The sequence below is a fragment of the Streptococcus xiaochunlingii genome, assembly GCF_006385805.1.
Taxonomy (GTDB): Bacteria; Bacillota; Bacilli; order Lactobacillales; family Streptococcaceae; genus Streptococcus; species Streptococcus xiaochunlingii.
Window position 1 is genome coordinate 977,697 of record NZ_VFSG01000001.1, and the last position, 24,168, is coordinate 1,001,864.

Annotated in this window: 26 protein-coding genes and 1 riboswitch; of the genes, 3 read left to right on the forward strand and 23 right to left on the reverse strand. The window is 41.9% G+C overall.

The window, feature by feature from the left end; all coding sequences use genetic code 11:
* Window positions 1–343: 343 nt before the first annotated feature.
* The 4 genes from FJR71_RS05000 to FJR71_RS05015 form a co-directional block, all read right to left on the reverse strand.
* Window positions 344–1,603, reverse strand: a complete 1,260-nt coding sequence (locus FJR71_RS05000) for a hypothetical protein (protein ID WP_140814248.1) — start codon at window positions 1,601–1,603, stop codon at window positions 344–346.
* 113 nt (window positions 1,604–1,716) lie between these two features.
* Window positions 1,717–3,066, reverse strand: coding sequence for a hemolysin family protein (locus tag FJR71_RS05005; RefSeq protein WP_048689757.1), 1,350 nt, complete (start codon window positions 3,064–3,066; stop codon window positions 1,717–1,719).
* 103 nt (window positions 3,067–3,169) lie between these two features.
* Entirely contained in the window at window positions 3,170–4,651 is a 1,482-nt protein-coding gene (locus FJR71_RS05010) for an AcpB/EbpR/MafR family transcriptional regulator (protein WP_048689760.1), read from the reverse strand.
* A 431-nt stretch (window positions 4,652–5,082) separates the two neighbouring features.
* Window positions 5,083–6,210: an AI-2E family transporter gene (locus FJR71_RS05015; RefSeq protein ID WP_048688254.1), complete on the reverse strand. Its 1,128-nt coding sequence runs from the start codon at window positions 6,208–6,210 to the stop codon at window positions 5,083–5,085.
* Window positions 6,211–6,266: 56 nt separating this feature from the next.
* Between FJR71_RS05015 and FJR71_RS05020 the strand changes: the two genes are divergently transcribed.
* A complete protein-coding gene (locus FJR71_RS05020; RefSeq protein ID WP_061564238.1) occupies window positions 6,267–7,070 on the forward strand; it encodes an ABC transporter ATP-binding protein in 804 nt (267 codons plus the stop codon).
* An 83-nt stretch (window positions 7,071–7,153) separates the two neighbouring features.
* Here the strand turns inward: FJR71_RS05020 and FJR71_RS05025 are convergent, their stop codons facing one another.
* The 8 genes from FJR71_RS05025 to FJR71_RS05060 form a co-directional block, all read right to left on the reverse strand.
* Window positions 7,154–9,208, reverse strand: a complete 2,055-nt coding sequence (locus FJR71_RS05025) for a cation:proton antiporter (protein WP_048688260.1) — start codon at window positions 9,206–9,208, stop codon at window positions 7,154–7,156.
* Between the two features lie 3 nt (window positions 9,209–9,211).
* Window positions 9,212–9,475: a hypothetical protein gene (locus FJR71_RS05030; RefSeq protein WP_006595800.1), complete on the reverse strand. Its 264-nt coding sequence runs from the start codon at window positions 9,473–9,475 to the stop codon at window positions 9,212–9,214.
* The gene (mnmM, locus tag FJR71_RS05035) at window positions 9,468–10,025 is read right to left on the reverse strand and encodes a tRNA 5-(aminomethyl)-2-thiouridylate-methyltransferase MnmM (RefSeq protein ID WP_048688264.1); all 558 of its coding nucleotides are present in this window, start codon (window positions 10,023–10,025) and stop codon (window positions 9,468–9,470) included. Before mnmM ends, FJR71_RS05030 begins: the two co-directional genes overlap by 8 nt.
* A gap of 10 nt (window positions 10,026–10,035) precedes the next feature.
* A complete protein-coding gene (gene mnmL / locus FJR71_RS05040; protein ID WP_140814450.1) occupies window positions 10,036–10,968 on the reverse strand; it encodes a tRNA modification radical SAM protein MnmL/YtqA in 933 nt (310 codons plus the stop codon).
* A 23-nt stretch (window positions 10,969–10,991) separates the two neighbouring features.
* Window positions 10,992–11,303 carry an MGMT family protein gene (locus FJR71_RS05045; RefSeq protein ID WP_048688271.1) on the reverse strand — a complete coding sequence of 104 codons (312 nt, stop codon included), beginning with the start codon at window positions 11,301–11,303 and terminating at the stop codon, window positions 10,992–10,994.
* Window positions 11,304–11,306: 3 nt separating this feature from the next.
* Window positions 11,307–11,957 carry a phosphatase PAP2 family protein gene (locus FJR71_RS05050; RefSeq protein ID WP_048688274.1) on the reverse strand — a complete coding sequence of 217 codons (651 nt, stop codon included), beginning with the start codon at window positions 11,955–11,957 and terminating at the stop codon, window positions 11,307–11,309.
* Window positions 11,947–12,504, reverse strand: coding sequence for an ECF transporter S component (locus FJR71_RS05055; RefSeq protein WP_048688279.1), 558 nt, complete (start codon window positions 12,502–12,504; stop codon window positions 11,947–11,949). Before FJR71_RS05055 ends, FJR71_RS05050 begins: the two co-directional genes overlap by 11 nt.
* Before the next feature lie 216 nt (window positions 12,505–12,720).
* Window positions 12,721–12,955: riboswitch (FMN riboswitch) on the reverse strand.
* 85 nt (window positions 12,956–13,040) lie between these two features.
* A complete protein-coding gene (locus tag FJR71_RS05060) occupies window positions 13,041–13,583 on the reverse strand; it encodes a tRNA (cytidine(34)-2'-O)-methyltransferase (RefSeq protein ID WP_048688281.1) in 543 nt (180 codons plus the stop codon).
* Window positions 13,584–13,883: 300 nt separating this feature from the next.
* Here FJR71_RS05060 and trkA point away from each other — a divergent pair, with 300 nt between their 5' ends.
* Entirely contained in the window at window positions 13,884–15,239 is a 1,356-nt protein-coding gene (trkA, locus tag FJR71_RS05065) for a Trk system potassium transporter TrkA (RefSeq protein ID WP_048688284.1), read from the forward strand.
* Between the two features lie 3 nt (window positions 15,240–15,242).
* Window positions 15,243–16,703, forward strand: coding sequence for a TrkH family potassium uptake protein (locus FJR71_RS05070; RefSeq protein ID WP_048688288.1), 1,461 nt, complete (start codon window positions 15,243–15,245; stop codon window positions 16,701–16,703).
* 77 nt (window positions 16,704–16,780) lie between these two features.
* Here FJR71_RS05070 and yidD read toward each other — a convergent pair whose 3' ends face one another.
* From yidD to FJR71_RS05125, 11 genes are all read right to left on the reverse strand, one after another.
* Entirely contained in the window at window positions 16,781–17,035 is a 255-nt protein-coding gene (yidD, locus tag FJR71_RS05075) for a membrane protein insertion efficiency factor YidD (RefSeq protein ID WP_048688293.1), read from the reverse strand.
* Window positions 17,035–17,763 carry a pseudouridine synthase gene (locus FJR71_RS05080; RefSeq protein WP_023024093.1) on the reverse strand — a complete coding sequence of 243 codons (729 nt, stop codon included), beginning with the start codon at window positions 17,761–17,763 and terminating at the stop codon, window positions 17,035–17,037. The genes yidD and FJR71_RS05080 overlap by 1 nt, the downstream gene beginning before the upstream one ends.
* Window positions 17,753–18,322, reverse strand: a complete 570-nt coding sequence (gene scpB, locus FJR71_RS05085) for an SMC-Scp complex subunit ScpB (protein ID WP_023024095.1) — start codon at window positions 18,320–18,322, stop codon at window positions 17,753–17,755. The genes FJR71_RS05080 and scpB overlap by 11 nt, the downstream gene beginning before the upstream one ends.
* Entirely contained in the window at window positions 18,315–19,025 is a 711-nt protein-coding gene (locus FJR71_RS05090) for a segregation/condensation protein A (protein WP_048688298.1), read from the reverse strand. Before FJR71_RS05090 ends, scpB begins: the two co-directional genes overlap by 8 nt.
* Window positions 19,025–19,756: a site-specific tyrosine recombinase XerD gene (xerD, locus tag FJR71_RS05095; protein WP_048688302.1), complete on the reverse strand. Its 732-nt coding sequence runs from the start codon at window positions 19,754–19,756 to the stop codon at window positions 19,025–19,027. Before xerD ends, FJR71_RS05090 begins: the two co-directional genes overlap by 1 nt.
* Complete coding sequence (gene cbpB / locus FJR71_RS05100) at window positions 19,753–20,214, reverse strand: cyclic-di-AMP-binding protein CbpB (RefSeq protein WP_048688305.1); 462 nt, start codon at window positions 20,212–20,214, stop codon at window positions 19,753–19,755. Before cbpB ends, xerD begins: the two co-directional genes overlap by 4 nt.
* Window positions 20,211–20,732: a metallophosphoesterase gene (locus tag FJR71_RS05105; protein WP_140814249.1), complete on the reverse strand. Its 522-nt coding sequence runs from the start codon at window positions 20,730–20,732 to the stop codon at window positions 20,211–20,213. Before FJR71_RS05105 ends, cbpB begins: the two co-directional genes overlap by 4 nt.
* The gene (locus FJR71_RS05110; protein WP_048688311.1) at window positions 20,717–21,685 is read right to left on the reverse strand and encodes a nucleoside-triphosphate diphosphatase; all 969 of its coding nucleotides are present in this window, start codon (window positions 21,683–21,685) and stop codon (window positions 20,717–20,719) included. The genes FJR71_RS05105 and FJR71_RS05110 overlap by 16 nt, the downstream gene beginning before the upstream one ends.
* Window positions 21,682–22,476, reverse strand: coding sequence for a glutamate racemase (gene racE, locus FJR71_RS05115; RefSeq protein ID WP_048688314.1), 795 nt, complete (start codon window positions 22,474–22,476; stop codon window positions 21,682–21,684). The genes FJR71_RS05110 and racE overlap by 4 nt, the downstream gene beginning before the upstream one ends.
* A gap of 79 nt (window positions 22,477–22,555) precedes the next feature.
* Window positions 22,556–22,798: a YneF family protein gene (locus FJR71_RS05120; RefSeq protein WP_006595782.1), complete on the reverse strand. Its 243-nt coding sequence runs from the start codon at window positions 22,796–22,798 to the stop codon at window positions 22,556–22,558.
* Window positions 22,799–22,854: 56 nt separating this feature from the next.
* Window positions 22,855–24,105, reverse strand: coding sequence for a diaminopimelate decarboxylase (locus FJR71_RS05125; RefSeq protein WP_140814250.1), 1,251 nt, complete (start codon window positions 24,103–24,105; stop codon window positions 22,855–22,857).
* Window positions 24,106–24,168 lie beyond the last annotated feature (63 nt).

The window sequence follows — 24,168 nt, forward strand, 5'->3', positions numbered from 1 at the left end:
ACTTAAAAGTATGCCAGCATTGCCGTCCATTTAGATATCATCTATATGGACCACAATCAAAAATCTTAGCCACATAGATACAAACAAATTGCTCGTTTCGTTTGCATCCATGAGTTCATGTCTACAAAAACTATCTAAAGTAGCTAAAGTAAAAGTTTTGATTCAACAATGTGGAGTTCGTGTTTTTCATAAGTTTCTGCTTTCGTTTTTTTTATGTTGACTATCTTACCGAAAATTTTTCAAGCTGTCAAGCCTAAATTCAGAATTTTTTTAATTATCTTATTTTTTTCTACGTGTATCAACAAAAAAAGCGCCCGATTAGGGCACTAAATAAGCGAATATCTTATTTTTTAAAGGAGTATTCAATTCCATAATCATTTCCATCCACGGAAACTTTCAGCGTTCCATTTTCAATTTTATACTTGAGATCGTATTGAAGGAAATGACTCGCATCTTCATCCTGAATGAATCGGTGATCTTTTTCATCCACCTCACCTTCAAAGGCTACCATTTTAAGAGTGCCTTTTTTCACATCGATTTCGAGTCCCATATCCTCTAAATAGGAATTCTCACTGTTTTCCTGGATATAGTCTAAGGCATCCTCAACAGAGTAAAAATCATTGTCCCCATCATCATAGAGTTCCTTTGCAGCTCCCTTGAAATCAATCTTACCAATCACACTGATGGTTACTTTTTTCCCCTTTACCTCTACGATCATATCCACATCTTTTACAAATTCACTAGAAATATCTGATGTAGTAGAGAAAGTACCTGAAAAAGCAGACTTCATTGTCTTTTTCATCTCAGGAGTAGCTGACCATTTCCCTTGAATACTATTAGGATTTTTAGCAAATAAGAAAAATGCAAGCACAGATAAAACTGCAACGGCGACAAGACTAAATAATCCAATAATCAGCCCTTTCTTAGACTTCTTACCGGGTATTGGGGCTTGTCCCATATATGGGGAATTAGTCTGGTAATTCAGTTGCCCATTGTTTGGATAACCTCCCTGCATCTGAGCATTGTTATAGGATGTGAAGGGCGCTCCTGCTTGAGCCGACTCCTGAACAGGAGCTTGTGGCTGAGTTCCACCTTGCCCAAAAGCTTGTCCTTGATGTTGAAACGGACTTGTTCCACCTTGGTATTGATTTGGAGCTGGGCTTGCACCTCCAACTGGGGCTTGGGCCGGATCTGAACCTCCGAACTGTGCTTGTTCTGGTGATGGCGTCGCACCTCCAAATAGTGTTTGCTTTGGGGCTGGCGCTGCTCCTCCAAATGGTGTTTGCTCTAGAGTTGGCGCTGCTCCTCCAGACTGTGTTTGTTCTGGGGCTGGTGTTGCACCTCCAAATGGCATTTTCTCTGGTACTGGCGCTGCTCCTCCAAATTTGGCTTGTTCTGGAAACGGTAAGTGACCTCCAAATTGTCCTTGATTGGAAACAGGTGCTACACCTTCAAATGGAGATTGAATTGGGTTTACGGGCGTATTCGGTGTCACTTGTGTTTCAGGACTTCCAAACGTACCAAAAACCTGTTGGATCTCCTCTTGATTAGCTGGTCGACCATGGGCTCTCTCAAACTCTGCTAACCATTCTTCTTGTTTCATTGCTATCTCCTTATAACCACTAATTATTTTATTATAAATTAATTTGGTTAAAGATGCAAACTCAACTAAAATGAATATAAAAAAATCAGGGAAACTCCCTGATTTAATGTTCTTTATTCTTGAACTTTTGTCGCTTGCTCGTCTTCATCGACTAGATCACTGACCTCAACCTTCACCTTGGTGACACGACCATTTTTCACCTTATCGTTTGTAAGGATCAAATGCTTCTTCATGCTGTCTACTTCAAAACTCAATCGTTCCTTGTGACCTGGAATCCGTCCGACACCGGTCAGGTAGTAACCTGCAATGGTATCCACATCATCACTTTCCAGCTTCACATCAAAATACTCATTGAAGTCATTTAAGGTCACAATCCCCTGCACAATATAGAGATTTGGTTCAATTTCAAATACGTCGTTTTCAGCCTTATCGGTCTCATCATCAATTTCACCGACGATTTCCTCCAGAAGGTCCTCCAAGGTTACCAGACCAGCCATTCCTCCATACTCATCGAGCAAAATGGCCATCTGATTTTGTGTATTCCGGAGCTCCTTTAAAAGATCATCCACAAAGATTGTTTCCGGTACAAAGAGCGGTTCCTGAAGAATCTTGCGAAGAGCGATGTTATCAAATCCATTCACAAAACCTTCATTAAGCAAACGTTTGGTATGAATCAGACCAATGACATTGTCCTTGTCATCATCATAGACAGGAATACGAGAAAAATTCTGTTTTAAGATACTTTCGATGATTTCTCTGGTATCATCTTGGATATCCACCATAAAGGCATCCGTACGAGGAACCATTAGCTCACGCGCCATCAGCTCATCTAGTGAAAAGACTCCTTGCAACATTTCAATCTCGTCAGCATCCAGACTCGTTTCACTCTTAGCCAGCATATAGGCAATCTCATCCCGTGACATCTCTTCGTCTGCATCATCGAATTGCATAGGGGTCAGACGACTGACCAGATTGGTTGATGCCGATAAGAGCCAGACAAAGGGGCTAACGATTTTTCCTAGTAAAATAACAATTGGAGCCGTTCGAATAGCCAAGCTATCTTTCAGATTCATGGCAATACGCTTCGGATATAACTCACCAAATACAATCGAAATATAGGTCAAAAAAGCCAGTGAGAGGAAGCTAGCTATCGCACGTGCTGTCTCCGTATTTCCCATCCAAGAAGCGATTACTTTCCCAAGATTATCTGCTAGGCTTGCCCCAGACAAGATGGTAATCAAGGTAATACCAACCTGAATCGTAGATAAAAAGTGGTTGGGATTTTCCAATACCTTTAAGAGACGAATATATTTCTTATCACCTTCCTCAGCCTTTTGCTCTACGCGAGAACGGTTCAGCGATACCATCGACATCTCCGTTGCAGAGAAAAATGCATTTAATAAGGTCAATACAAATAGTAAAACAAATTGCAGTATTAAATCCTGACTGCCAGGGTCTTCCATGGATATTCTCCTCAATGTATAGTAATAATGCCCATTATATCATATTTTTTAAAATGGTGCATAGTCGCAAAAATTTCCCTCCTAAAAGAGGAGGGAAGGCCAGTTATACTCCATAACGTGTAAAATCATAAAAGAGTACATTCAGTTTTTCTACAAGTTCCAAAAGGGTCAAACTACTTGTACAAATAAATTTTTTCCCTTTTATATCCGGAATCATAAAGTTGGCAACAATGACATCATACTCAGTGTGCTCTAATTCATGAAGTTTAAAGTCATGCTTGATGACCTGTGAAAACTCAAAGTTATCCGTACAATAAAATTTTAAGAAATCAATCATGGACTTAGCATGGTGGTCATCGTATCGGCTAATGATTAAGACCTTGACAGCTGTCCGTCTCCTTAATAGTTGAGGCAATAGATTTTCCCAATGTGAAAATACGGTATAAATCTGATGCTTGAGGTTTTCAGGATTTTCATGAAAGCCCATCTCTTTGAGATAGTGATACAAACCAGTTTCAACATCCTGATAAAATTTAGGGAAGAGGGTTCGATAATCCTCATTGGTATAGCTCTTAGTATCATAGAGAAGAAATTCACCAAAGATTTCACGTCGCTCCAAATAGGCAGTGTTGTGAATATGCATGATCATCTCTTCATAATTCTCAAGTTCTAAACCATAAGATTCACTCAGGTGATCAAGAAATTGAGAGGCTAAAATATAGGATTTTTTTGTAACAGCGTCTTCCTCTGTAGCGTCAATCAGACCCTGTGGAGTAAAATAGAAGCGTTTCTGCAAGAAGATAATAAAGAGTTGTTCAATGGTTTCTTCATTAAATTCTACCCCCAGCTGCAAACCAAAATAACGAAGCATCTCATTGATTTTTGGGAGCTCTTGATAGAGATAGGCGTATTGTTCAAAATTATTGGCCCCTTCAATTCGATAACCTTGCTTAATCCGGTATAGGTAGACCGTCAGCATAATTTTATAGGAATGGAAGATCGAATAAGTCAGTGGTATTTCTGTCAATTTATAGAAGAAGGTGATGAAATCAATAATGACTTGCTCTCTGATATCTGGAAATGGCCACTCTAAATAATAATACCGCTCTGCAAAATACTGGGAATAGAAAAATCGAATATCGACCTCGTCCCCCACAACATTCAGAGGATTCAAGGTGATTCGGATATTGTACTTTTCCTGAATAATTTGGTTGATATTTCGAATCAAGCGATAAAATGATTGCTGGCTGAGATTATACCGTCTACAAATTAAGTCACTGGAAACATCCTTATGGAAGAACAAGTATTCCAAGAGGGAGAAAGCTGTAGATTCTTTAAAGAAGTGATGGTACACCACCTCAATCCCAATCGAATCGTCATAGCTAATCTTAATACCATTTGTCGAAGATTCAATCAAAAATTCATTAAAGACCGTCCGTAAATTTGAAAGATCCTCCTTTAATGACCGCTCTGTACAATCTAACATTTCAGCGAGTTCCTTCAAATGAAACCAGCGCTTTTCACGAATTAATGTTTCTAGCAAACGCATTTGGCGTCGCTGCTTTTTGGCAAGCAATTCTATCATCTTATAGAAACTCCTTGATTTTGTATCATTACTAATTCATTATAACATATTTTCTTAAAGGAAAGCTAAAACTTTAAGATTCAAGTACTTAGCCTATCCTTTCTAAGTCCATACTCAAAAAGGAATGGTCACCCATTCCTTTTTTAATGTAGACATACTATTGTTTTACATAAAACAGCTAGATAATTTTCAAAAAATGACTCTTATTTTTTGAGTCATTCAAGTAGAGCTAAAACTTTCCGCTGTGAGAAAAGTGCCTGAAACAATTATGTTTCAGGCACTCGGAATTATTGAGACCTTAGGCTCAATAATTAGTCATGGAACTTCGACGAAGTTCGCTGACGTCCCTACTCACCTAAGGAAAGTTTTTTTAGAAGACTTTATCTTCAATTTGAAAGGAATGGTCACCCATTCCCTTCTAATTTATTCTGTTAGGATTTATTGATGATTCCAAACTCTTCTTGCTTGCGCTGTTCCTTTGTCTTTTTATGATTTTCATACAAGGCCGCGAGGAATTTCACGATCTCTTTACCGATCGAATAAACCGGAATCGCCACAACCATCCCAATCACACCATAGATGTTACTGGATAAGAGCAAGAGGACCATGATGGTAATGGGATGCACCTTCATCACTCCTCCCACAATCCGAGGGTAGAGGATATTTCCGTCAATCTGTTGGACGATGAGCATGAAGATAACCGCTTTGATCATCATATTGAAATCCGTGAAGGCATAGGTAACCACCATAGGAATCAAGCCAATCGTCGGTCCAATATAGGGAATGAGGTTGGCCAAGGCTGAGAAAATGGCAAAGACCAAGGCATACTTCAAACCGATAAAACTGTAGCCAATAAAGGCTAAAGTCCCGATGATTAAAGCATCGATAGAAATCCCACTAATATAGCGAGAAACTGTTTGGTTGAGACTCACTAAGAGAGAGGTAATATTACGCCGGTCATTTTTTAGGATAGTCCGCTCTAACATCGGTAGCAGTTTTTTCCCATCAATCAAGAAGTATACCAAGAATATCGGTGTCATCACCAAAATGAAGAGTGTATTGACAATCGTTGACACCACACTACCTAAACTATTGGTCACACTGTTTAAGATATTTTGTAGAATATCCACATAAGACAGGTTTAACTGCTGAATGGTTGATTGAATATTGATACTCTGAAAGGCCGGATTTTTCGATAACTTCGTCACAAAACTTTGCACTTCCCAATACAAACCTTGGGTTGAATTAATCAAGCTTGTCAACTGGTTGATCAAAATAGGCAGGATATAAACAATCCCATAAATAATCAATCCAAAAAGGGTTACCAGAGTTAATAGAATGCCCCAAATTCGATTCAGATGAAATTTCTTTTCCAAAAACTCTACGATTGGATTGGTGATATAGTACAAGAAACCAGCAATCAAAAATGGAAGAATAATGGTATTCAGAACGGATACAAAGGGAGAGATCAGACTTCCCATACTTCCCCAAATATAGAATATAATCGTTAATAATAGGACTTCACACGTCCAGAAAAATAATTTACTTTTATGAAACATCCCTTTCCTCCTATCTGCTATTTTATCATATTTATGGTAAAATAGAGAATATTTTTATGAAGGTTAAAAAGATGAAAGAAAGCTTAATTGAACTGAAAGACGTCACTCTCAGAAAAGAAGGAAAAAATCTCCTTTCCCGTTTGAATTGGACCGTCAATAAGGAGGAAACCTGGGCCATCCTTGGACTGAATGGTGCTGGCAAATCGACCCTACTCCGTCTCCTAATGGCGGAATATTGGAAAACGGAAGGGGAGGTTTCTGTCCTTGGAACACAATTTGGACAAGGGGGCATTCCGGAGCTCCGCAAGCGAATCGGGGTGGTCAGTTCCTTTATTTCTGAGCGCATCCCTGAATCTCTATCCCCAGAAGAAATCGTCCTCACAGGGAAATACAAGAGTAGCATTCTCTATACAGCTTATGGAGAAAAAGAACTCGAGGAAGCACGATCCATGCTGCGTCGCATCGGTGCTGCTTCTTTGATTGGGCGAAAATACCGGACCCTCTCTCAAGGGGAAAAACAGACGATTCTTATTGCCCGAAGTCTCATGGAAGAACCCGATCTTCTCATCTTTGACGAAGCCTCCAGTGGGCTTGACTTATTTGCTCGGGAAGCGATCTTTCAGCTGATCCAACAGATCAAGCAGATGGAAAAGGCGCCGACCATTCTCTTTGTCACCCACCATGCAGAGGAAATCACCAAGTCCTTTAGCCATGTCCTTCTCCTCAAGGAGGGACAAAGTTTTGCCCAAGGGCCTAAGGAGGAAATTCTCACTCAAGAAACGCTATCAGCTTTCTATGGAGGAAAGGTCCAGCTGATTCCAATCGGGGAAGAACGCTATTATATCCAGCCAGAGCATTAAAAAGAACCTACTAAGATACAAAACAAAGAGATTGGGACAAGCGTCGCCAATCTCTTTTCTTTTATTAAGGCGGAAACTCACTTTTACCGATTCCGAGCATAATTGATCATGTCATAAGGAAGAGTATTGGCACTTTCTCTTAAGGAATAGTTTTCCAATTCGTTGACATTTTGGCGCATGCGACGCGCATACTTGGCCGAAATCAAGTGCTGCTCCTCATATTCGAAAATCAATTTTCTTTCTAAGTAATAGCCTCTTAGCATCTCGTCAATATTATTAGGCTTGATGCGATTGATAACCCGCTCTACAAAAGCACCACTGGTAATCAACGATGTTTCTCGCAGACGAGATTCTTGAAGGAAGGAAATCAAGGTACTCCGATAAATCCCTTTTAGGTTTTCCAAACTCTCGATAATGATTTCCGTATTGGCCAGATACAAGGCAGCAATCTGGTCATAGTCGATGGCTTCAAGCTTGTAATTCTCTCCATTTTTCCATGCCCGAATACCGGAACCAAAGGTCACAAGCTCGTGCAACAGCAGGCGGAGCAGGCGGAAGAGCACCAAGAAATAATAGGTCAGGCGCGATGATAGATTGCGGTTGACCTTCTGCTCCATGGCCCGAAGATAACGTTGATAGACATGGTAACTTCTATCTCGAATCTTTCCTTCTTCATAAGCCTGTTCCAAACCATCATTCTCAATACTGAGTATAAGGAGTTTTAGTTGTTCCCAGTCTCTTTGGGTCGCTTTATCCTCCTGACTGAGAATCATATTTTCTATCCGCCCATGATAATTATCAATCGCAGCATAGAGAGGTCCCTTCTGCTTGGTCACCGTCAAGTCTTTCTCCAATAGCATGACGACATCATTCAAGATAGCAATATGCATCAAATGATCATTGGATTCCTCTTTGTCCTCGGATAGTTTTGGTAGGACGAGAAGTCCGATTAAGAAACTACACAAGGTGACCCCTGCTACTAAAAACAAGAGAACTGGATATTCTGCTTCTAGATGCGTCGGTATCAAGAGAATGGTCGCGATGGACACTGTTCCTTTGACCCCTGAAAAGGTCAACAAGAGGGCATCTTTTAGATACTTATCAATGGATTTTTTCAATCGGAAACCCCTATACCAGTAAAATCCATACACCATCAAAAAGCGAATCAGGAACAAGAGCCCCGTCAATAAGAGAACAGTCACAATCAAGAGCAGATTGTTGTAAAAGGGAGTCCTCAAAATTGGCTCAGAAATCATCTCCAGCTCCATCCCCAAGAGGACAAAGACAGACCCATTGAGGACAAAATTGACTGTATTCCATACCGTATGCGTGACCGTATCCACCTTGGCTTCTAGTAGGGTAATTTTCTTAAAACGACTAGCCTTTAGGATCCCAGCCACGACAACCGCAATAATCCCTGATACATGGATCTCTTCTGCGATAAAGAAGGTCAGTAAGGGGAGACTCAATTCTAAAATGAGTTCACTGGCAATATCCGTTGCCCGAACACTGAGCAGTAATTTTTGAAGCCCACGGTTGACAGCAGCTGTCACAATCCCGACCGCAAACCCTCCTAAAATAGAGATGACCAAGTCCCAACTAGCTTGGCCCAAGGAAAAGACTCCAGTGGTCCATGCAGCTAGGGCCACACGAAAGGCCACCAAGCCTGAAGCATCGTTGAGCAAGCCCTCTCCTTTTAGAATATTGGAGATTCGTTTTGGAAAGGTAAAGCGTTCCGAAAGGGAGGCAAAAGCCACCAAATCAGTCGGCCCGAGCGCTGCCCCTACTGCCATACAGGCTGCTAGTGGAATTCCTAACCACAAGAGATGGGCCAACCACCCCAAGCTAAGGGTCGAAATAAAAATAACCGGGAAGATTAAAAAGGCGATAATGCGCCAGTGCTTCAGAATCGAGGTAATGTCTGCTTCTTCTGCTTCTCGAAAGAGCAATGGTCCAATAACCAAGGCCAAAAATAGCTCGGTATCTAAGTGGTACTCCGAATTGGGTAAGAGAAAGCCAATCCCAATCCCCAATAATATCTGGATCAAAGGGAGGGGTAAAGTCGGAATCAACTTATTGGTCGCATTGGAGACAATCAGGATCAAGGAAAAGACAATGGCGTATACAAGAATCTCCATCCCTTATCCTCCTGATCGTTGGTTACAACAGTCCTCAAAGAGTTGCTTTTGTTCTTGGATCTTTTGATCAATCTTTGTCAGATCCTTGTGCTCAATTTTCTTCTGGCAACGTTCCATTTCAAGAGAAACCAGCTTCTTCTTGATTTTGATCATCTTTTTGCTCATCCGTGCTTCATCTAAAAAACCAACGGCACGTTCATGAGAGGTGGACTCCACAAAATCGTGGCGAAGAGCATCAATTTTATTTTTTAAAAATTCTTTATCCATGACGGTAACTTTCTAATTTTTCGATCATGACCAAAAATGGGGGATGGTTGATCTGGTTCAGGGTCCGGTAAGTAGTGACCGTAAATTCTTGTTGAGGAAGTTGGGAGACAAACTCCAAGACAGCATCTTTTTCTAGGTCCCCACCCTCATGACCATAATAGATCATAATGGCTATTCGCCCTCCCTTGATCAAGCGGTGACAGAGTTTATCAATGGCTTGAATCGTTGTTTTAGGCTGGGTAATAATCGACTTGTCTGCTGAAGGAAGATAGCCTAAGTTGAAGATAGCCGCCTTGACCTGGTTTACATAGTGATCTACTTCTTCATGCCCCTTTAAAAGAAGATGGGCATTGGAAAGTCCTGCTTCTTCCAAGCGCTTTTGCGTATGGACCAAGGCCTGTTCTTGAATATCAAATGCATAGACTTCTTTGGCTAATTTCGCCAAGAAAAGGGTATCATGCCCATTTCCCATGGTCGCATCAACCACAGTATCTTGATCTGTAATGATCTCCCTAAGAAAATCATGGGCCATCTCTAATGGTCGCAACATGCTACTCCTCCTATTTTCCTACTTTACAGCCTTGAACACTTCCACGACGACGCATCTCAGCTTCAATGGCATTCAGTACTTCCCACTTATTGAGACTCCACATCGGTCCTATCAACATTTCGCGTGGAGCATCTCCTGTAATCCGGTGGATGACGATCTCCTTGGGAATGATCTCTAGTTGGTCACAGATGACCGACACGTATTCTTCCTGACTCATCAATTGCAATCGCCCTTCATGGTAGTCTCGTTGCATCCGGGTATTGGTCATGAGATGGAGCAGATGCAATTTAATGCCCTGGATATCGTTGTCTGTTACACAACGGCGGACATTCTCCACCATCATCTCATGCGTCTCCCCAGGAAGACCGTTGATTAAGTGTAAAACAATCTCTGCCTTAGGGACCTGTTGGCGAATCCGCTTCACCGTTTCCACATAGAGTTCATAGCTATGGGCTCGGTTGATCAATTCAGATGTCGTTTCATAGGTCGTCTGCAAACCCAGCTCAATAGTCACATGCATGCGCTCTGTCAATTCTGCTAGATAGGCCAACGTTTCATCCGGCAAGCAGTCTGGTCGTGTCCCGATGTTAATCCCTACGACACCCGGTTCATTGATGGCTTGCTCATAGCGCTCCCGAATGACATCGACGGATTCATGCGTATTAGTGAAATTTTGAAAATAGACCAAATACTTTTTGACATCGGGCCATTTGCGGTGCATAAAATCAATTTCTTTGTAAAACTGATCCCGAATAGGGGCGTCTGGTGCTACGATGGCGTCCCCAGAGCCAGAAACTGTACAAAAAGTACAGCCCCCACGAGCAACAGTTCCATCACGATTGGGACAGTCAAAGCCCGCATCGATTGGGACTTTAAAGGTCTTTTCTCCAAATAAGGTTCGGTAATAATCATTTAAGGTCGTATAGGATTTCATACCCCTCATTATAGCAAAAAAGCAGAGTGAACTCAAAGTTGAGTCTCCTCTGCTTTCCATTTGTATTTCTTAAGATCCACACAACCGTTGGATTTGCATTCCACCCCTTCTGCCCAGAGAAGCGTGCCTTGCTCTTCCCAATCAGGAGCCAGGCGACCAGTAGAGGTCACGACCCGATGACAGGGATAGGTCACAGCTTTAGTAGAAGTGGCCAAGACCTTGCCGACCTGGCGAGCATGGCGAGGATAGCCAATGAGTTGGGCAATTTGACCATAGGTGGCCACACATCCCAGGGGAATCTGAGCAACGACTTTTAGGACCTTTTCTTCAAATAAATCGTTCATGCTTTACTTCTGCTTACTCTTAAAGCGCCATTCAAAACGCAAACGGTCGTAATAAGGAAAGACCATTTGCAAAAGACCAAATCCCAAAAGCATACTTCCTGTGACGTCTGTCGGGTAATGAACCCCAACATAGACACGAGATACAACGATGGTCGCCATACAAAGGAAGAGGGCAAGCTGAGCTAGGACTTTCCCAACTTGAGAGGTCATCCGTTGCCCTACCACAATGATCAAACTACCGAAGACCAGGGTGGCTGCCAAGGAGTGGCCACTTGGAAAAGAATAGCCCCCTTCTTGGACCAAATGTTGAAGTGCTGGTCGTGGGCGTAAATAGATGTGTTTCAGGATTACCACGAGTAATCCAGTTGTAACCAAACTCCCGGTGAGGAGGAGGGCCTCCGTATACCATTTCTTCCAGACAAAGAAGAGGACAATGACGCCAACCCAGGATGCAACAACGGGTGTGTTCATCAGCACTGTTACACGGGTAAAGAAGGCTGTCAAATAGGCTGGTAAATCCCCGCGAATAGCCGATTGAATCGGTTGATCGATTCCGACTAAATTTTCCGGATAAAATTTGACTACATAGCCCAGAATCATAAATAACAAAAGGGCAAAAGAGCCCTTTAAAAAATGAGATTGTTTATTTTTCATAGATTTTAAGTAGGGGCTGTACGACGGTATATACCATCCAGAAGGTTACAGCCCAAATCAGTCCTTCTATTAGATTAAAGGGAACAACCATACTGAGAAGATACTTTTCAACTCCGACCATCTTTGCGATGTCAAAACCAACAAATTTGGCATAGAGAGGGATGGCATAATAGTAATTGACCAGCAGCATGGAAATGGTTAAACCAATGGTCCCAACTAGACTAGCAATTACAAACCGAACCTGGCTTTTCTTCTTATTCCAAATGACTGCAAATGCTAAGACAAAGACTAAGACACCAATGATATTAATCGGTAAGCCAACCAAGGTCTCAGCTCCTCGACCATTCAAAACCAACTTGAGAACAGATCGAATCAAAACCACCACAACTGAGCTCTTCAAATCTAATAGAACTAAGGCGAGTAAGATTGGGATCGTACTAAAGTCAACCTTTAAAAAATCAATCCCTATTGATAGTTGATAAAACATCAATAGAAAAGAAAGTGCAGATAAAACAGCCACTAGGGTCAGTTTACGAGTATTTGTCATCACAGGTTCCTCCAATTTTTACTAAAATTAGAAGAAGTTGGAAAGATTCCCTTAACCTTATTCTATTTCAATCGTTTTAAAGAAAACTTAAACAGTTCCTTGGTACTTGATTAAAAAAGCCCTGATGCTACAAGAAAAAAGCACAAAGACTGATTTCTTATAAAATCAACAAAATTTCCATCAAGTCCATCGTCAAAAAGAACAGGTTTGTTCCTCTCTCGTCTTCTCCCATCCAGACTATACTGTCGGTTGTGGAATCACACCACATCAGCTTGCGCTCGCGGACTTCTTTTAGAGTATGGAAATGGATATTTTTCTTTTAGACGAGGCGACAAGCTCTAGGCATAACTTCTAGTTAGGCAAAGCTTGGCAACAAAGTAGAAAAGGAAAAGAACGTTTCCTAGTAAAAGTCACCGCCGGTCGGGAATTACACCCTGCCCTGAAGACTCCTTAATCATAACAAAAAACACCTGCTATTGCAAGTGTTTTGTAATATCAAAAGTTACAACGAAACTCCTTTTGCAAAGAGCCTCTTCCTACTTCAACTTATCTCCCTCATACTGATGGACCAGCTCTAAGCCTGCAAACTCCTGTTGTCTGAGGGCTTCGTAGACAATCATACAAACTGTATTGGAGACATTCAAGCTTCGAACATGCTCATCATTCATCGGAATCCGAATCGCCTTTTCAGCATGAAGCCGCATAAAATCCTCCGGTAAGCCTTTGTCCTCACGACCAAAAATGAAATAATGTTCTGCATCATCATTGTAATCTACATCTGAATAGGTCTGGTCAGCAAATTTTGAAACCAGGTGGACCTTTCCTCCAGCTGCAGCCTCCATAAATTCATCCAAGCTGTCGTAAAAGCGAACATCTAACTTATCCCAATAATCCAGTCCCGCACGTTTCATCTTCCGATCATCGATAGGAAAAGCCATGGGCCGAATGATGTGAAGGGGAGCATTGGTAGCTGCACAAGTACGAGCGATGTTCCCTGTGTTTTGGGGAATTTGAGGTTGATAGAGAACTACATGGTTTTTCGATTTGGTTTCTGTATAAGCTAATTCTTCAATATTCATCACGATCTCATTTCTGGCAAAAAAATAGCCACACTGCCCGGAGTCAAGCTCAGCAAACAGCGTGGTTACGACTTCATTAACTTAACTCACAACAGGTTTGAGGTAAATCAATGAGGTTACTGTATCAGTATACCACTTTCATGCCTCCTGTCAACTATTTCGACAAAAAAATTTCACTTTTTTACATTCTCTTTCATGTAGTTTAGAGAATCTGGCTCTTTATGCCCTATTTCCACCATTAAGAGGTGATTTTTTTTTGAAAATAGAGTAAGATAGAATCATACTTTGGAGGAAATATTCATGAAAATTATTGTAGTTGGAGGCGGTAAAGTCGGAACAGCGCTCTGTCGTTCCCTCGTCGCAGAAAATCACGATGTCATCTTGATTGAACAAGATGAAGCCGTCGTTAATCATATTACCAAACGCTACGATATCATTGGTATTGTTGGAAATGGTGCCAACTTTAAGATTCTCGAACAAGCAGATGTAGCCGACTGTGACATCTTTGTCGCCCTAACAGAGCAAGACGAAGTCAATATGGTATCTGCCGTCTTAGCCAAAAAAATGGGAGCCAAAGAAACCATTGTCCGGGTCCGCAATCCGGAATACTCAAATTCCTATTTTAAAGAGAAAAATATTCTCGGCTTCTCTCTAGTTGTCAATCCTGAGCTTCTTGCTGCCCGCTACATTGCTAATAGCATTGACTTCCCAAATGCCTTATCTGTTGAGCACTTCGCTGGTGGGCGAGTGGCCTTCATGGAGTTCAAAATCAAGGAGGAAAGCCCGCTCTGCCAGATGACTCTTTCTCAATTCAGAAAGAAATACGGAAACATCATTATCTGTGCTATCGAACGGCAAGGTCAGTTAACGATTCCAGATGGCGACTTCACTTTACAAGCCTTTGATAAGATTTTTATGACTGGAAATCGAGTGGAGATCGTAGACTTCCACAATAGCATTCGACCGCAAGTTGTTAAAAGCCTGCTTCTGATCGGAGCTGGCAAGATTTCCTACTATCTCCTAAATATTTTGGAAAATAGCAAACGGAAGATCGACTTAAAAGTCATTGAAATCGATCAAAAACGGGCAGAATGGTTTAGTCAAGAATTCCCTGATCTATATGTTATCCAGGGAGATGGGACATCAAAAGATATTCTAATGGAAGAGCGCGCCGGTAACTTTGATGCTGTGGCGACTCTAACAGGGGTCGATGAAGAAAACATTATCGCTTCTATGTTCCTAAATAGTGTAGGTGTTCAAAAGAATATTACCAAGGTCAACCGAACCAGCCTACTGGAAATTATTGATCGGCAAGATTTTTCAAGTATTGTGACACCCAAAGGAATTGCGGTGGATACCATCATGCACTTCATTCGTGGTCGCTATAATGCCCGCTATTCAAATCTTGAAGCCTTGCACCACGTCGCCAACGGTCAAATCGAGACCCTTCAATTCCAGATTCGCGAAGAAAACAAAATGACGGGCAAACCTTTGGCACAACTGAAATTGAAAAAAGGTGTTCTCATCGCAGCCATTATTCGAAACGGGAAAGCTATTTTCCCAACTGGGGATGACCATCTTTTGATAGGGGATCGCATTATCGTTACTACCCTAATCAGCAACATCACTAAAATCTATGATTTGTTAGAGGGGTAAGCCATGAACAAAAGTATGATTCGCTACCTTTTAGCAAAACTCCTTTTGATTGAAGCCATGTTGCTCTGTGTGCCGATTGTGGTTGCACTTCTCAATCTAAAGAACGATTTTGTTGTCAAGGATAGCCCGACTGTCTTTATCTCCCTATTTGCAACCATTGCCATCCTCCTTGTATTGGGAGGGATTGGTTCCTTTTTCAAACCCAAAGATTTTCACATCTATGCCAAGGAAGGCGTTCTGATTGTGGCTTTGTGTTGGATCCTCTGGTCCTTCTTTGGTGCTCTTCCTTTTGTCTTTTCAGGACAAATCCCAAACATCATTGATGCATTTTTCGAAGTTAGCTCTGGTTTTACGACTACAGGGGCAACCATTTTAAATGACGTCTCCGTCCTCAGTCCTTCCCTTCTTTTCTGGCGTAGTTTCACTCACTTAATCGGAGGGATGGGGGTGCTGGTCTTTGCCCTAGCTATTATGGACAATAACAAGAACAGCCACCTCGAAGTGATGAAAGCAGAAGTGCCTGGTCCCGTATTTGGTAAAATTGTATCCAAATTGAAGAACACAGCTCAAATCCTTTATTACCTCTATTTGGCCCTCTTCTTCCTCTTCGTCGTGATCTACTTCTGTGCTGGCATGCCTCTTTATGATAGCTTTATCATTGCTATGGGGACTGCTGGTACTGGTGGGTTCACCGTCTTCAATGACGGGATTGCTCACTACCATTCGACCCTCATCACCTATTTGGTCAGCTTTGGAGTCTTGGTCTTTGGGGTCAATTTTAACCTTTATTACTACATCATGCTTCGCAAGTTCAAAGCCTTCTTCGGTGATGAAGAACTTCGCACCTACCTGATGATTGTCGGGGTTTCTTCCCTTCTGATTGCCTGCAACATTTTCCATCTCTATCATAATTTTGCAGATAGTTTTGAAATGTCCTTTTTCCAAGTCTCCAATGTCATTACCACGACTGGATTTGGTTTTGGCAATACTGTTGATTGGCCGCTCTTTTCTCAGTTCCTCCTTCTCATGCTCATGGTGGTTGGTGGATCCGCAGGATCAACGGCCGGTGGACTAAAAGTGATTCGCTGCTTAATTCTAGCTCGGATCGGGAAGAATCAAATTCGTTCGACTCTCTCACCCAACCGGGTGATGACCCTACATGTGAATGGCACTGCCTTGGATAAGGACACCCAGCACAAAATCTTAAAATATTTCGTAGTCTATACCTTGATTACGATCGCCCTCATTGCGGTTGTCAGCTTTGACAGCAACAATTTTATGACGGTTGTCAGTGCAGTCTTTAGTTGCTTTAACAATATCGGACCGATGATTGGGACAACGGATACCTTCGCTATCTTTAGCCCCATCTCTAAATTCTTACTATCAATTGCCATGATTGCAGGACGGTTAGAGATCTACCCGATGTTACTACTCTTTATGCCTCGCACCTGGTCAGATCGCTAAAAACAAAAAGTTTTGGAGAATTTCCAAAACTTTTTTCTTTGCTCTGAGTATGACTTCTTATAGAAGTTTGCTCTAACTTAATTTTCGCTTTTCTCTTCTTCTAGGTGGCTTCTCAGACTGAAATGATCTGGAACTGGATCTACTCCAGTCTTGCTCCAGGGATGGCAACGAAGAATCCGGGCAAGCCCCATCAGAATCCCTTTTAAACCATGCCGTTCAATTGCCTGGATCATATAGTTGGAACAGGTAGGACTATAGCGACAGGAAGGTGGAAAGAGGGGAGAAAGAAGGCGTTGATAGAGACGAACAAGGCCAATCGCACATTTCTTCATTATTTTTTCGTCTTTGTCACTGCAAGGGTATGCAATTGGCTAATTTCTTTTTTATTGAGACGGCGGTATTCACCAGGACGAAGTCCAGAAACGTCTAGATTTCCAAATTGGGTCCGGGACAATTTATCCACCAAGAGGCCAACGGCTTCAAACATCTTTTTGACTTGGTGATTGCGTCCTTCATGGATGGTCAATTGGACAACTGAGCGATTCTTTTCTGGGTCAACTTTAAGAATCTCATAGGTTGCTGGCTTGGTCTTTTTGCCATCGATGGTCACACCACGAGTCAAGGGACGCAAGTTTTCTTTGTTCGCCAATCCCTTCACGCGCGCAACATAAACCTTATCAATCTCATTACGCGGGTGGATCATTTCATCCGTAAAATCACCATCATTGGTCAAAATCAGGACACCAGAAGTATCCCAGTCCAAACGACCGACAGGATAAATCCGTTCCTTGACTTGCGGTAACAAATCAATAACAGTTGGTCTCCCTTTATCGTCTGATACACTGGAGATGACCCCTCTTGGTTTATTTAAGAGGTAGTATACCTTCTCCTCGTTGTATATTGGTTGACCTTCTACTTCTACCTTGTCTCCAGACTTGATCGTCGTCGCCAATTCACGGACCACTTGGCCATTTACAGTGACAAGGCCTTGCTTAATCAATTCCTCTGCTTTGCGGCGGCTTGCGACACCAGCATGAGCAATATATTTGTTAATTCTCATCAATTTCCTCAGTTCTTTCTGTAAATAATTGGCTTTCTTGACCGATTAACTCAGTCTCTTCAACAATTGGTAGCTCGTCTAGATGGTTTATCCCCATGTAATCCAAAAAGTAATCTGTCGTCACATAGAGATTGGGTCTCCCAATGACTTCTTTCTTCCCATCTTCTCGAATCAACTCAAAAGAAAGTAATTTTGAAATAGCCCCACTAGAGTTCACCCCTCGAATATCATCGACTTCAATCCGAGTAATCGGCTGTTTATAGGCAATGATGGAGAGAGTTTCCAAGGCGGCACGAGAGAGGCTTTGATTCATTGGTGACTTTGAATACTCACGTAACAGCTCTGCATATTGGGACTTGGTCACTAATTTATAGGTTGACGCTGTCTCTAATAAGGCCATACTAGAATCTTGATCCTGCTCATATTTCTGGGCCAATTTTTCTAAACTTTGAATCACCCCTGTGGGAGGAAGGGATAAGAGATCGGCAATCTGTCTCACCGTCAAACCATCTTCTCCTGCAACAAACAAGAGGGCCTCCATCTCTGCAATTTTACTCATTCTTTAATCCTACTAAAATAATATCTCCAAATGGTTCTTCCTGAAGAGCCTCAACTTCTTGTACTTTAATTAATTCCAATGTCGCCAAAAAGACTGTAATTAGTTCATTCACATCCTTGGCTTCCTCAAAAATATCTTGTAGCAAGATTCTCTTACCAGGTTGACACAACTGACGAACAACATTCATCAAGTCTTCAATTTTATACTCGTCTCGAACAATGGTCGTATGATTTTGTCGAAATTCTTCCTTCTTTTTCGTTAGCAATTTTGAAAAGGCCAAGAAAAGATCTATCGTGGTCTTGTCATGGACCAATTCAGCATCATCATAGACTAATTCCGTTTTGGGTTTTGAAAAGTACTGGGCTCTCTCCTCGTGTTGAAGGGCCATCTTTTCACCCAATAGTTTAAACTTCCGGTACTCTTCGATTTGAGATAGGAGATCCTGCTCCAAATCTTCTTCATCCGTTGCTTGCTCCGCAATTTTTGGAAGGAGACGCCGACTCTTAATTAAGGTCAACTGACTGGCCATCAGCATGTATTCACCAGCAACCTCAAGCCGCATGGCTTGAAGGGTCGTTAGATAGGCCAAGTACTGCTCGATCACCTCAATCAGAGGAACCTCATAAATATCCATTTGGTATTTTGAAACGAGGTGTAAGAGAAGATCCAAGGGACCTTCAAAATCCTTTATTTTAATATCCATTACTTATACTTTTCTAAGGTAACAAGAGTTTTTAAACCGAGCTCGCGGGCGATGCTAAACAGATCCATCCCCTGTTCTCTTTGTTTTAAAATGTATTGTTCCCGTAAGGATTGTGCCGAAAGATTCTCAAACCCTTTTTCCAATAGGAAGGACTCTAATTGACGGAAGCCCCACTGACGCGAGTAGGCCTTGCCCTTGTTATCAAATAAATAAGTCCCCGTCATCAAATCCGTCAACTCTCCTAGAAGAGCATCCGGAATACGCAAGACCCGTTTTTGTCCTTCTTTTCCTACGCGTAAAACCTGAAAATCGAGCTCGATATCAACGATTTTCAACTGAAGAATTTCACTAGGCAACAAGCCCATCTCGACAATCAATAGAGCAATCAAGCGACCTTGGGATAGCTCTGACCCTTCCCACAAGAGGGATAAGTCCAATAGTTCTTGATCGTGGCTTTTCGGCACAGAGACTTTTGGAAGAACTAAGCGATGGTAATCCTCAATAACTTGATGTTGATAAAGATAAAACAAAAATTGGTTGACGGCTGAAAGCTTCCGTTTTTGAACAGCTGGTTTAAAATCTTTAATCGAAGCTTGATAAATTCGAAGATTGGTATCTGAGACATGGTTATGAACAGTATCCACGAACTGATCCAAATCATAAGAATAAGCCGTCTGTGAATTTTCACTTAAGTCTTTTTCTTTGATAAAACTAGCTATGTATTCTTTCATTTTTTCCTCATCTCATATTCGTGTGAGAAATTGTGCATGAGGGAGTTGATGGCTTTTAAAATGGATTTTCGAGTGATGATTCCTTCAAAGACTCCATCCTCTGAAACAACCGGTAGAAAGGATTCCTCTACCAATTTATGCAAGACTTCCGTCACAGTATAGTCTTTTCCAAGGCTCTCCCCATCCGTTTTTGTCATATGAACGATGTCCATGGATGAAAAGACTTCATCAGAATAATCATGTTTCATTTGGTAAGAAAGAATATCTGTTAAAGAAATCGTCCCTACGTATTTCATTTGATCGGTCACAACAGGAACGCGAGTGTAGCTAATTTGACTCAGCACCAAGATGGCATGATCCACATTATGCGTATCAATCAAGACAGCCAAATTGCGCGCTGGAGTCAAAAAAGTCTTTTCTTCTCGGAGAATAAACTCCTCAAATTCCTTGGCGATCATCGATCAAACTCCTTTGTAAGAGGTTCATAGACCTCATGTTTCCGATTTAAAAATTCAACTCGATAGGAATCTGCATCAATTTCCACTTTAGCATAGAGGCACTCTTGAATGGGCCCCCTCGGTAAACTGACTGACCCAGGGTTCAGAAAAAGGGTACTCCCTTCCTTCCAAGCATCCGGAATATGCAGATGGCCATAGAGGCAGATATCTGCATCTTCTTCCTGGGCCCACAAATCTAACTTTTGAAAACTAAAATTAATTTGGAAAAGATGACCATGGGTTTGAATAATCCGAGTAGGACCCAATTGCGTCACCAGACGTTCAGGGTACTCCCCATAAAAGTCCATGTTCCCTTTGACAACATGAATGCCTTCCCATACAGGGTCGGTACTTTCTAACTCAGAATCCCCGTTGTGAAAAATGGCATCGACCTTTCCTTTATAGTGGTTTTTGATCTCTTCTACGATCTGACGATCTCCATGAGAATCGCTCATGACGATAATTACTTGTTCTGCCATGCTGGGAATACCTCCACTAATTTCTTCACGGCTAAAGCACGATGCGATTGTTGATTTTTCTCCTCTAGAGTTAGTTGAGCAGATGTCTTACCTGTTTCTCCTACTAAAAAGAGGGGATCATAGCCAAACCCGTTCTCACCTTTTGGTTCAAAATTGATATATCCTGGCCAATCTGCCTCCACAACAAGGCTCTCCTTACCAGGACTGGCAACCACTAAGGTTGTATGAAATTTTGCTGACCGATCCTTCAATTCAAAGACCATCGCCAACTCATGTAAGAGCTTGGCATTGTTCTCTAAGTCGGTCGCTCCCACACCTGCAAAGCGAGCAGACCAGACACCTGGTAAGCCCCCAAGGATATCGACCATGAGTCCTGAATCATCTGCCAACACCATTTTCCCTGTTAGCTGTGAAATTGTCTCAGCTTTTAGGCGAGCATTTTCTTCGAAAGTCATTCCTGTTTCAGCGACTTCTGGAAGATCTGGATAGTCATTGAGATTCTCGACTTCAAAACCCATTTGTTCAAAGATCTGACGAAACTCTTTGGTTTTTCCTTCATTCCGAGTAGCGATTAGCAAGCGATCCTTAAGACCTTCCTGGCCCAAAAAATCTGCAAGTGGAAGACCATTTTTTGGTAGATAAACAGAGAGCAATTGCTCTCCTTCTACAATGAGAAGAGCTCCTTGACGCTGCACGATTTCAATTTTGCGACCTAGTGTTTCCTCAACGATTTGAAAGAGGAAGGTCAAAAACTGCAAACTAGAGGCGTAACGAACAACCGTTACATTTAGGGGAAAGCCCAAGTCTGTGTCTCCAACTAGTGATTCTACTAAGTCAACAAGCTCAGAAGCTTCTGAAGAGACTTCACTATATTCGTTATAGTCACTCCGATCTCCCCATTCAGCTAGAAACCAATTTAAGGCATCTTTGTATTCATATATCTTTTGGTTCATAATTCTACATGCTCCACATGAACAACTTGATGCAACCAAGTCTTGGCAATCGCTGCAAAACTGGCTGCATTGGCCGTTGTATAAAACTGATGGTGGCAGTCCTCCAGTTGACGACTGCGATTAATCTCAAAGTAGTTGAGCAAGACCGAGATATCCCGGACACACTCAGCACCGCTATCAATTAATTGAACCTCTGGTCCCATGACATTTTGAATAATGGGGCGAAGGAGAGGATAATGGGTACATCCCAATACCAGTGTATCCACTTTTCCAGCCAAAGGTTTCAATGTTTCATAGACAACTTTTTTTGTAACACTGGACTGCAACTCGTTGGATTCAACCAGAGGGACAAATTTCGGACATGCTAAACTCTCTACTGCCATTTCTGGTGACAGGCTTTGAATTTTTTTCCGATAAATATCTGAGGCGACCGTCATTGGGGTCCCAATGACTCCAATTCGTTTGCTTTTTGTCGCCTTGATCGCTGCGGAAGCTCCTGGCAAAATCACTCCTAAAACAGGGATATCCAAGGTTTCTTTCACCTCTTCCCATACAACAGCTGTCGCCGTATTACAGGCCAAAACAATCATCTTCACATTTTTCGTTAGGAGAAAACGAACCATCTCCCAAGTATAGTCACGAATTTGATCTGCTGGTCTCGGGCCATAAGGTGCTCTAGCGGAATCACCAATATAGACCACCTCTTCATGGGGAAGTTGCCGCATCAATTCGCGAACAACGGTTAACCCTCCGACACCCGAATCCAAAAAACCAATTGGTCGATTGTCCATCTGCCTTCCTTTCAAAACAAGGGACCAAGAAAAATCTTAAAGTCCCCCTACTTATTTTATTGTGTCATCTGTTTTGCTTTTATTTCTTCTTCGTATTCAAAGATGCTTTTTGTTGATTCAGAATTTGACGGTAAACTTGTTGCACCTTCGCTTCACTTGGACGTTGACCACTAGCTCCCAATAATGTACGAACCGCTTCAACATTCAAACGTGGGTTTGATGCAAATTCTTTTTCAAACTGCTTGCGAAGTAGGTACATACCAGCCAACATTCCACCAAAGAAAGCAAGGATAATCAATAAAATTGTCAAAAATGTAGACATAAGTGTTTTTCTCCTAAATTCAATATTTACACATTTTCTATTATACCAAAAAGGCCCTATTTTTCAAAGTCAAAGCCATACAATGTTGCAAAGTAATCCTCTGGTTTTTCGGCCCGTCGAATGAGACGAGTTTGGCCCGATTCTTCTAATAAAATCTCCGCAGAGCGGAGCTTGGCATTGTACTGATAGCCCATGGAATAACCATGCGCTCCCGTATCATGGATGACCAAAAGATCCCCAATCTCAGAAACAGGAAATTCCCGGTTCTTGGCAAACTTGTCATTATTTTCACACAAACTACCAACAATATCTACTACTTCTGTCTCTCCATCTGGACGATCGAGATTAGTAATATGGTGGTAGGCCCCGTACATAGCGGGACGGAGGAGGTTGACAGCCGAAGCATCTACTCCTAGATAGGTCCGATAAGTCTGTTTCTTATGGGTGACATGGGTGATCAATAGGCCATGTGGTGCTAGCATAAAGCGGCCTAATTCTGTATAGATTTTCACTTGATCCAAGCCTGCTGGAACTAAAATGTCCTCGTAAGCCTTACGAACACCCTCCCCAATCACGGCAATATCATTTGGTTGGTCTTCTGGTTTGTAGTTCACTCCAACCCCACCAGAGAGATTGACAAAGTCCAAGGTAACCCCTGTCTTTTCAACCACTTCTACTGCCAACTGGAATAATTGCTTAGCCAATTCTGGATAGTAATCATTGGAGACGGTATTCGAAGCTAAGAGGGCATGGATCCCAAATCGTTTGACTCCTAAATCTTTCAACTCCGTAAATGCTTGGATTAATTGCTCCTTGGTCATGCCGAACTTAGCCTCTTCAGGATGGTCCATGATATCCGTTCCCAGTTCAAACACCCCTCCTGGATTATAGCGGCAAGAGATGACCTCCGGTAGTGTCGCAACAGATTGTAGAAAGGCTACATCTTCGTAAGCATCCAAGTTGATAGTCGCTCCTAGCTGACGGGCAAAGACCATCTCTTCAGCCGGTGTATTGTTGGAAGAAAACATAATTTCTTGGCCTGTAAACCCTAATTTTTGTGCCATCAGCAATTCTACATAACTGGCACAGTCCACGCCACAGCCTTCCTCTTTGAGGATTTTTAGGATGGCTGGATTAGGGGTCGCTTTGATAGCAAAATACTCCTTAAAGCCTGGATTCCAAGAAAAGGCTTGATGGAGAGCACGAGCTGTCTGCCGGATCCCAGCTTCATCATATAGGTGAAAGGGAGTTGGATAGGTTTCCATAATTTGTTTTAATTTTTCTCTACTAATAAATGGACGTTTCATGTGAAGATTCTCTTTTCTATCAATTTTCTTTAGTATATCACAAGTTTTCCAACAAAAAAAGCC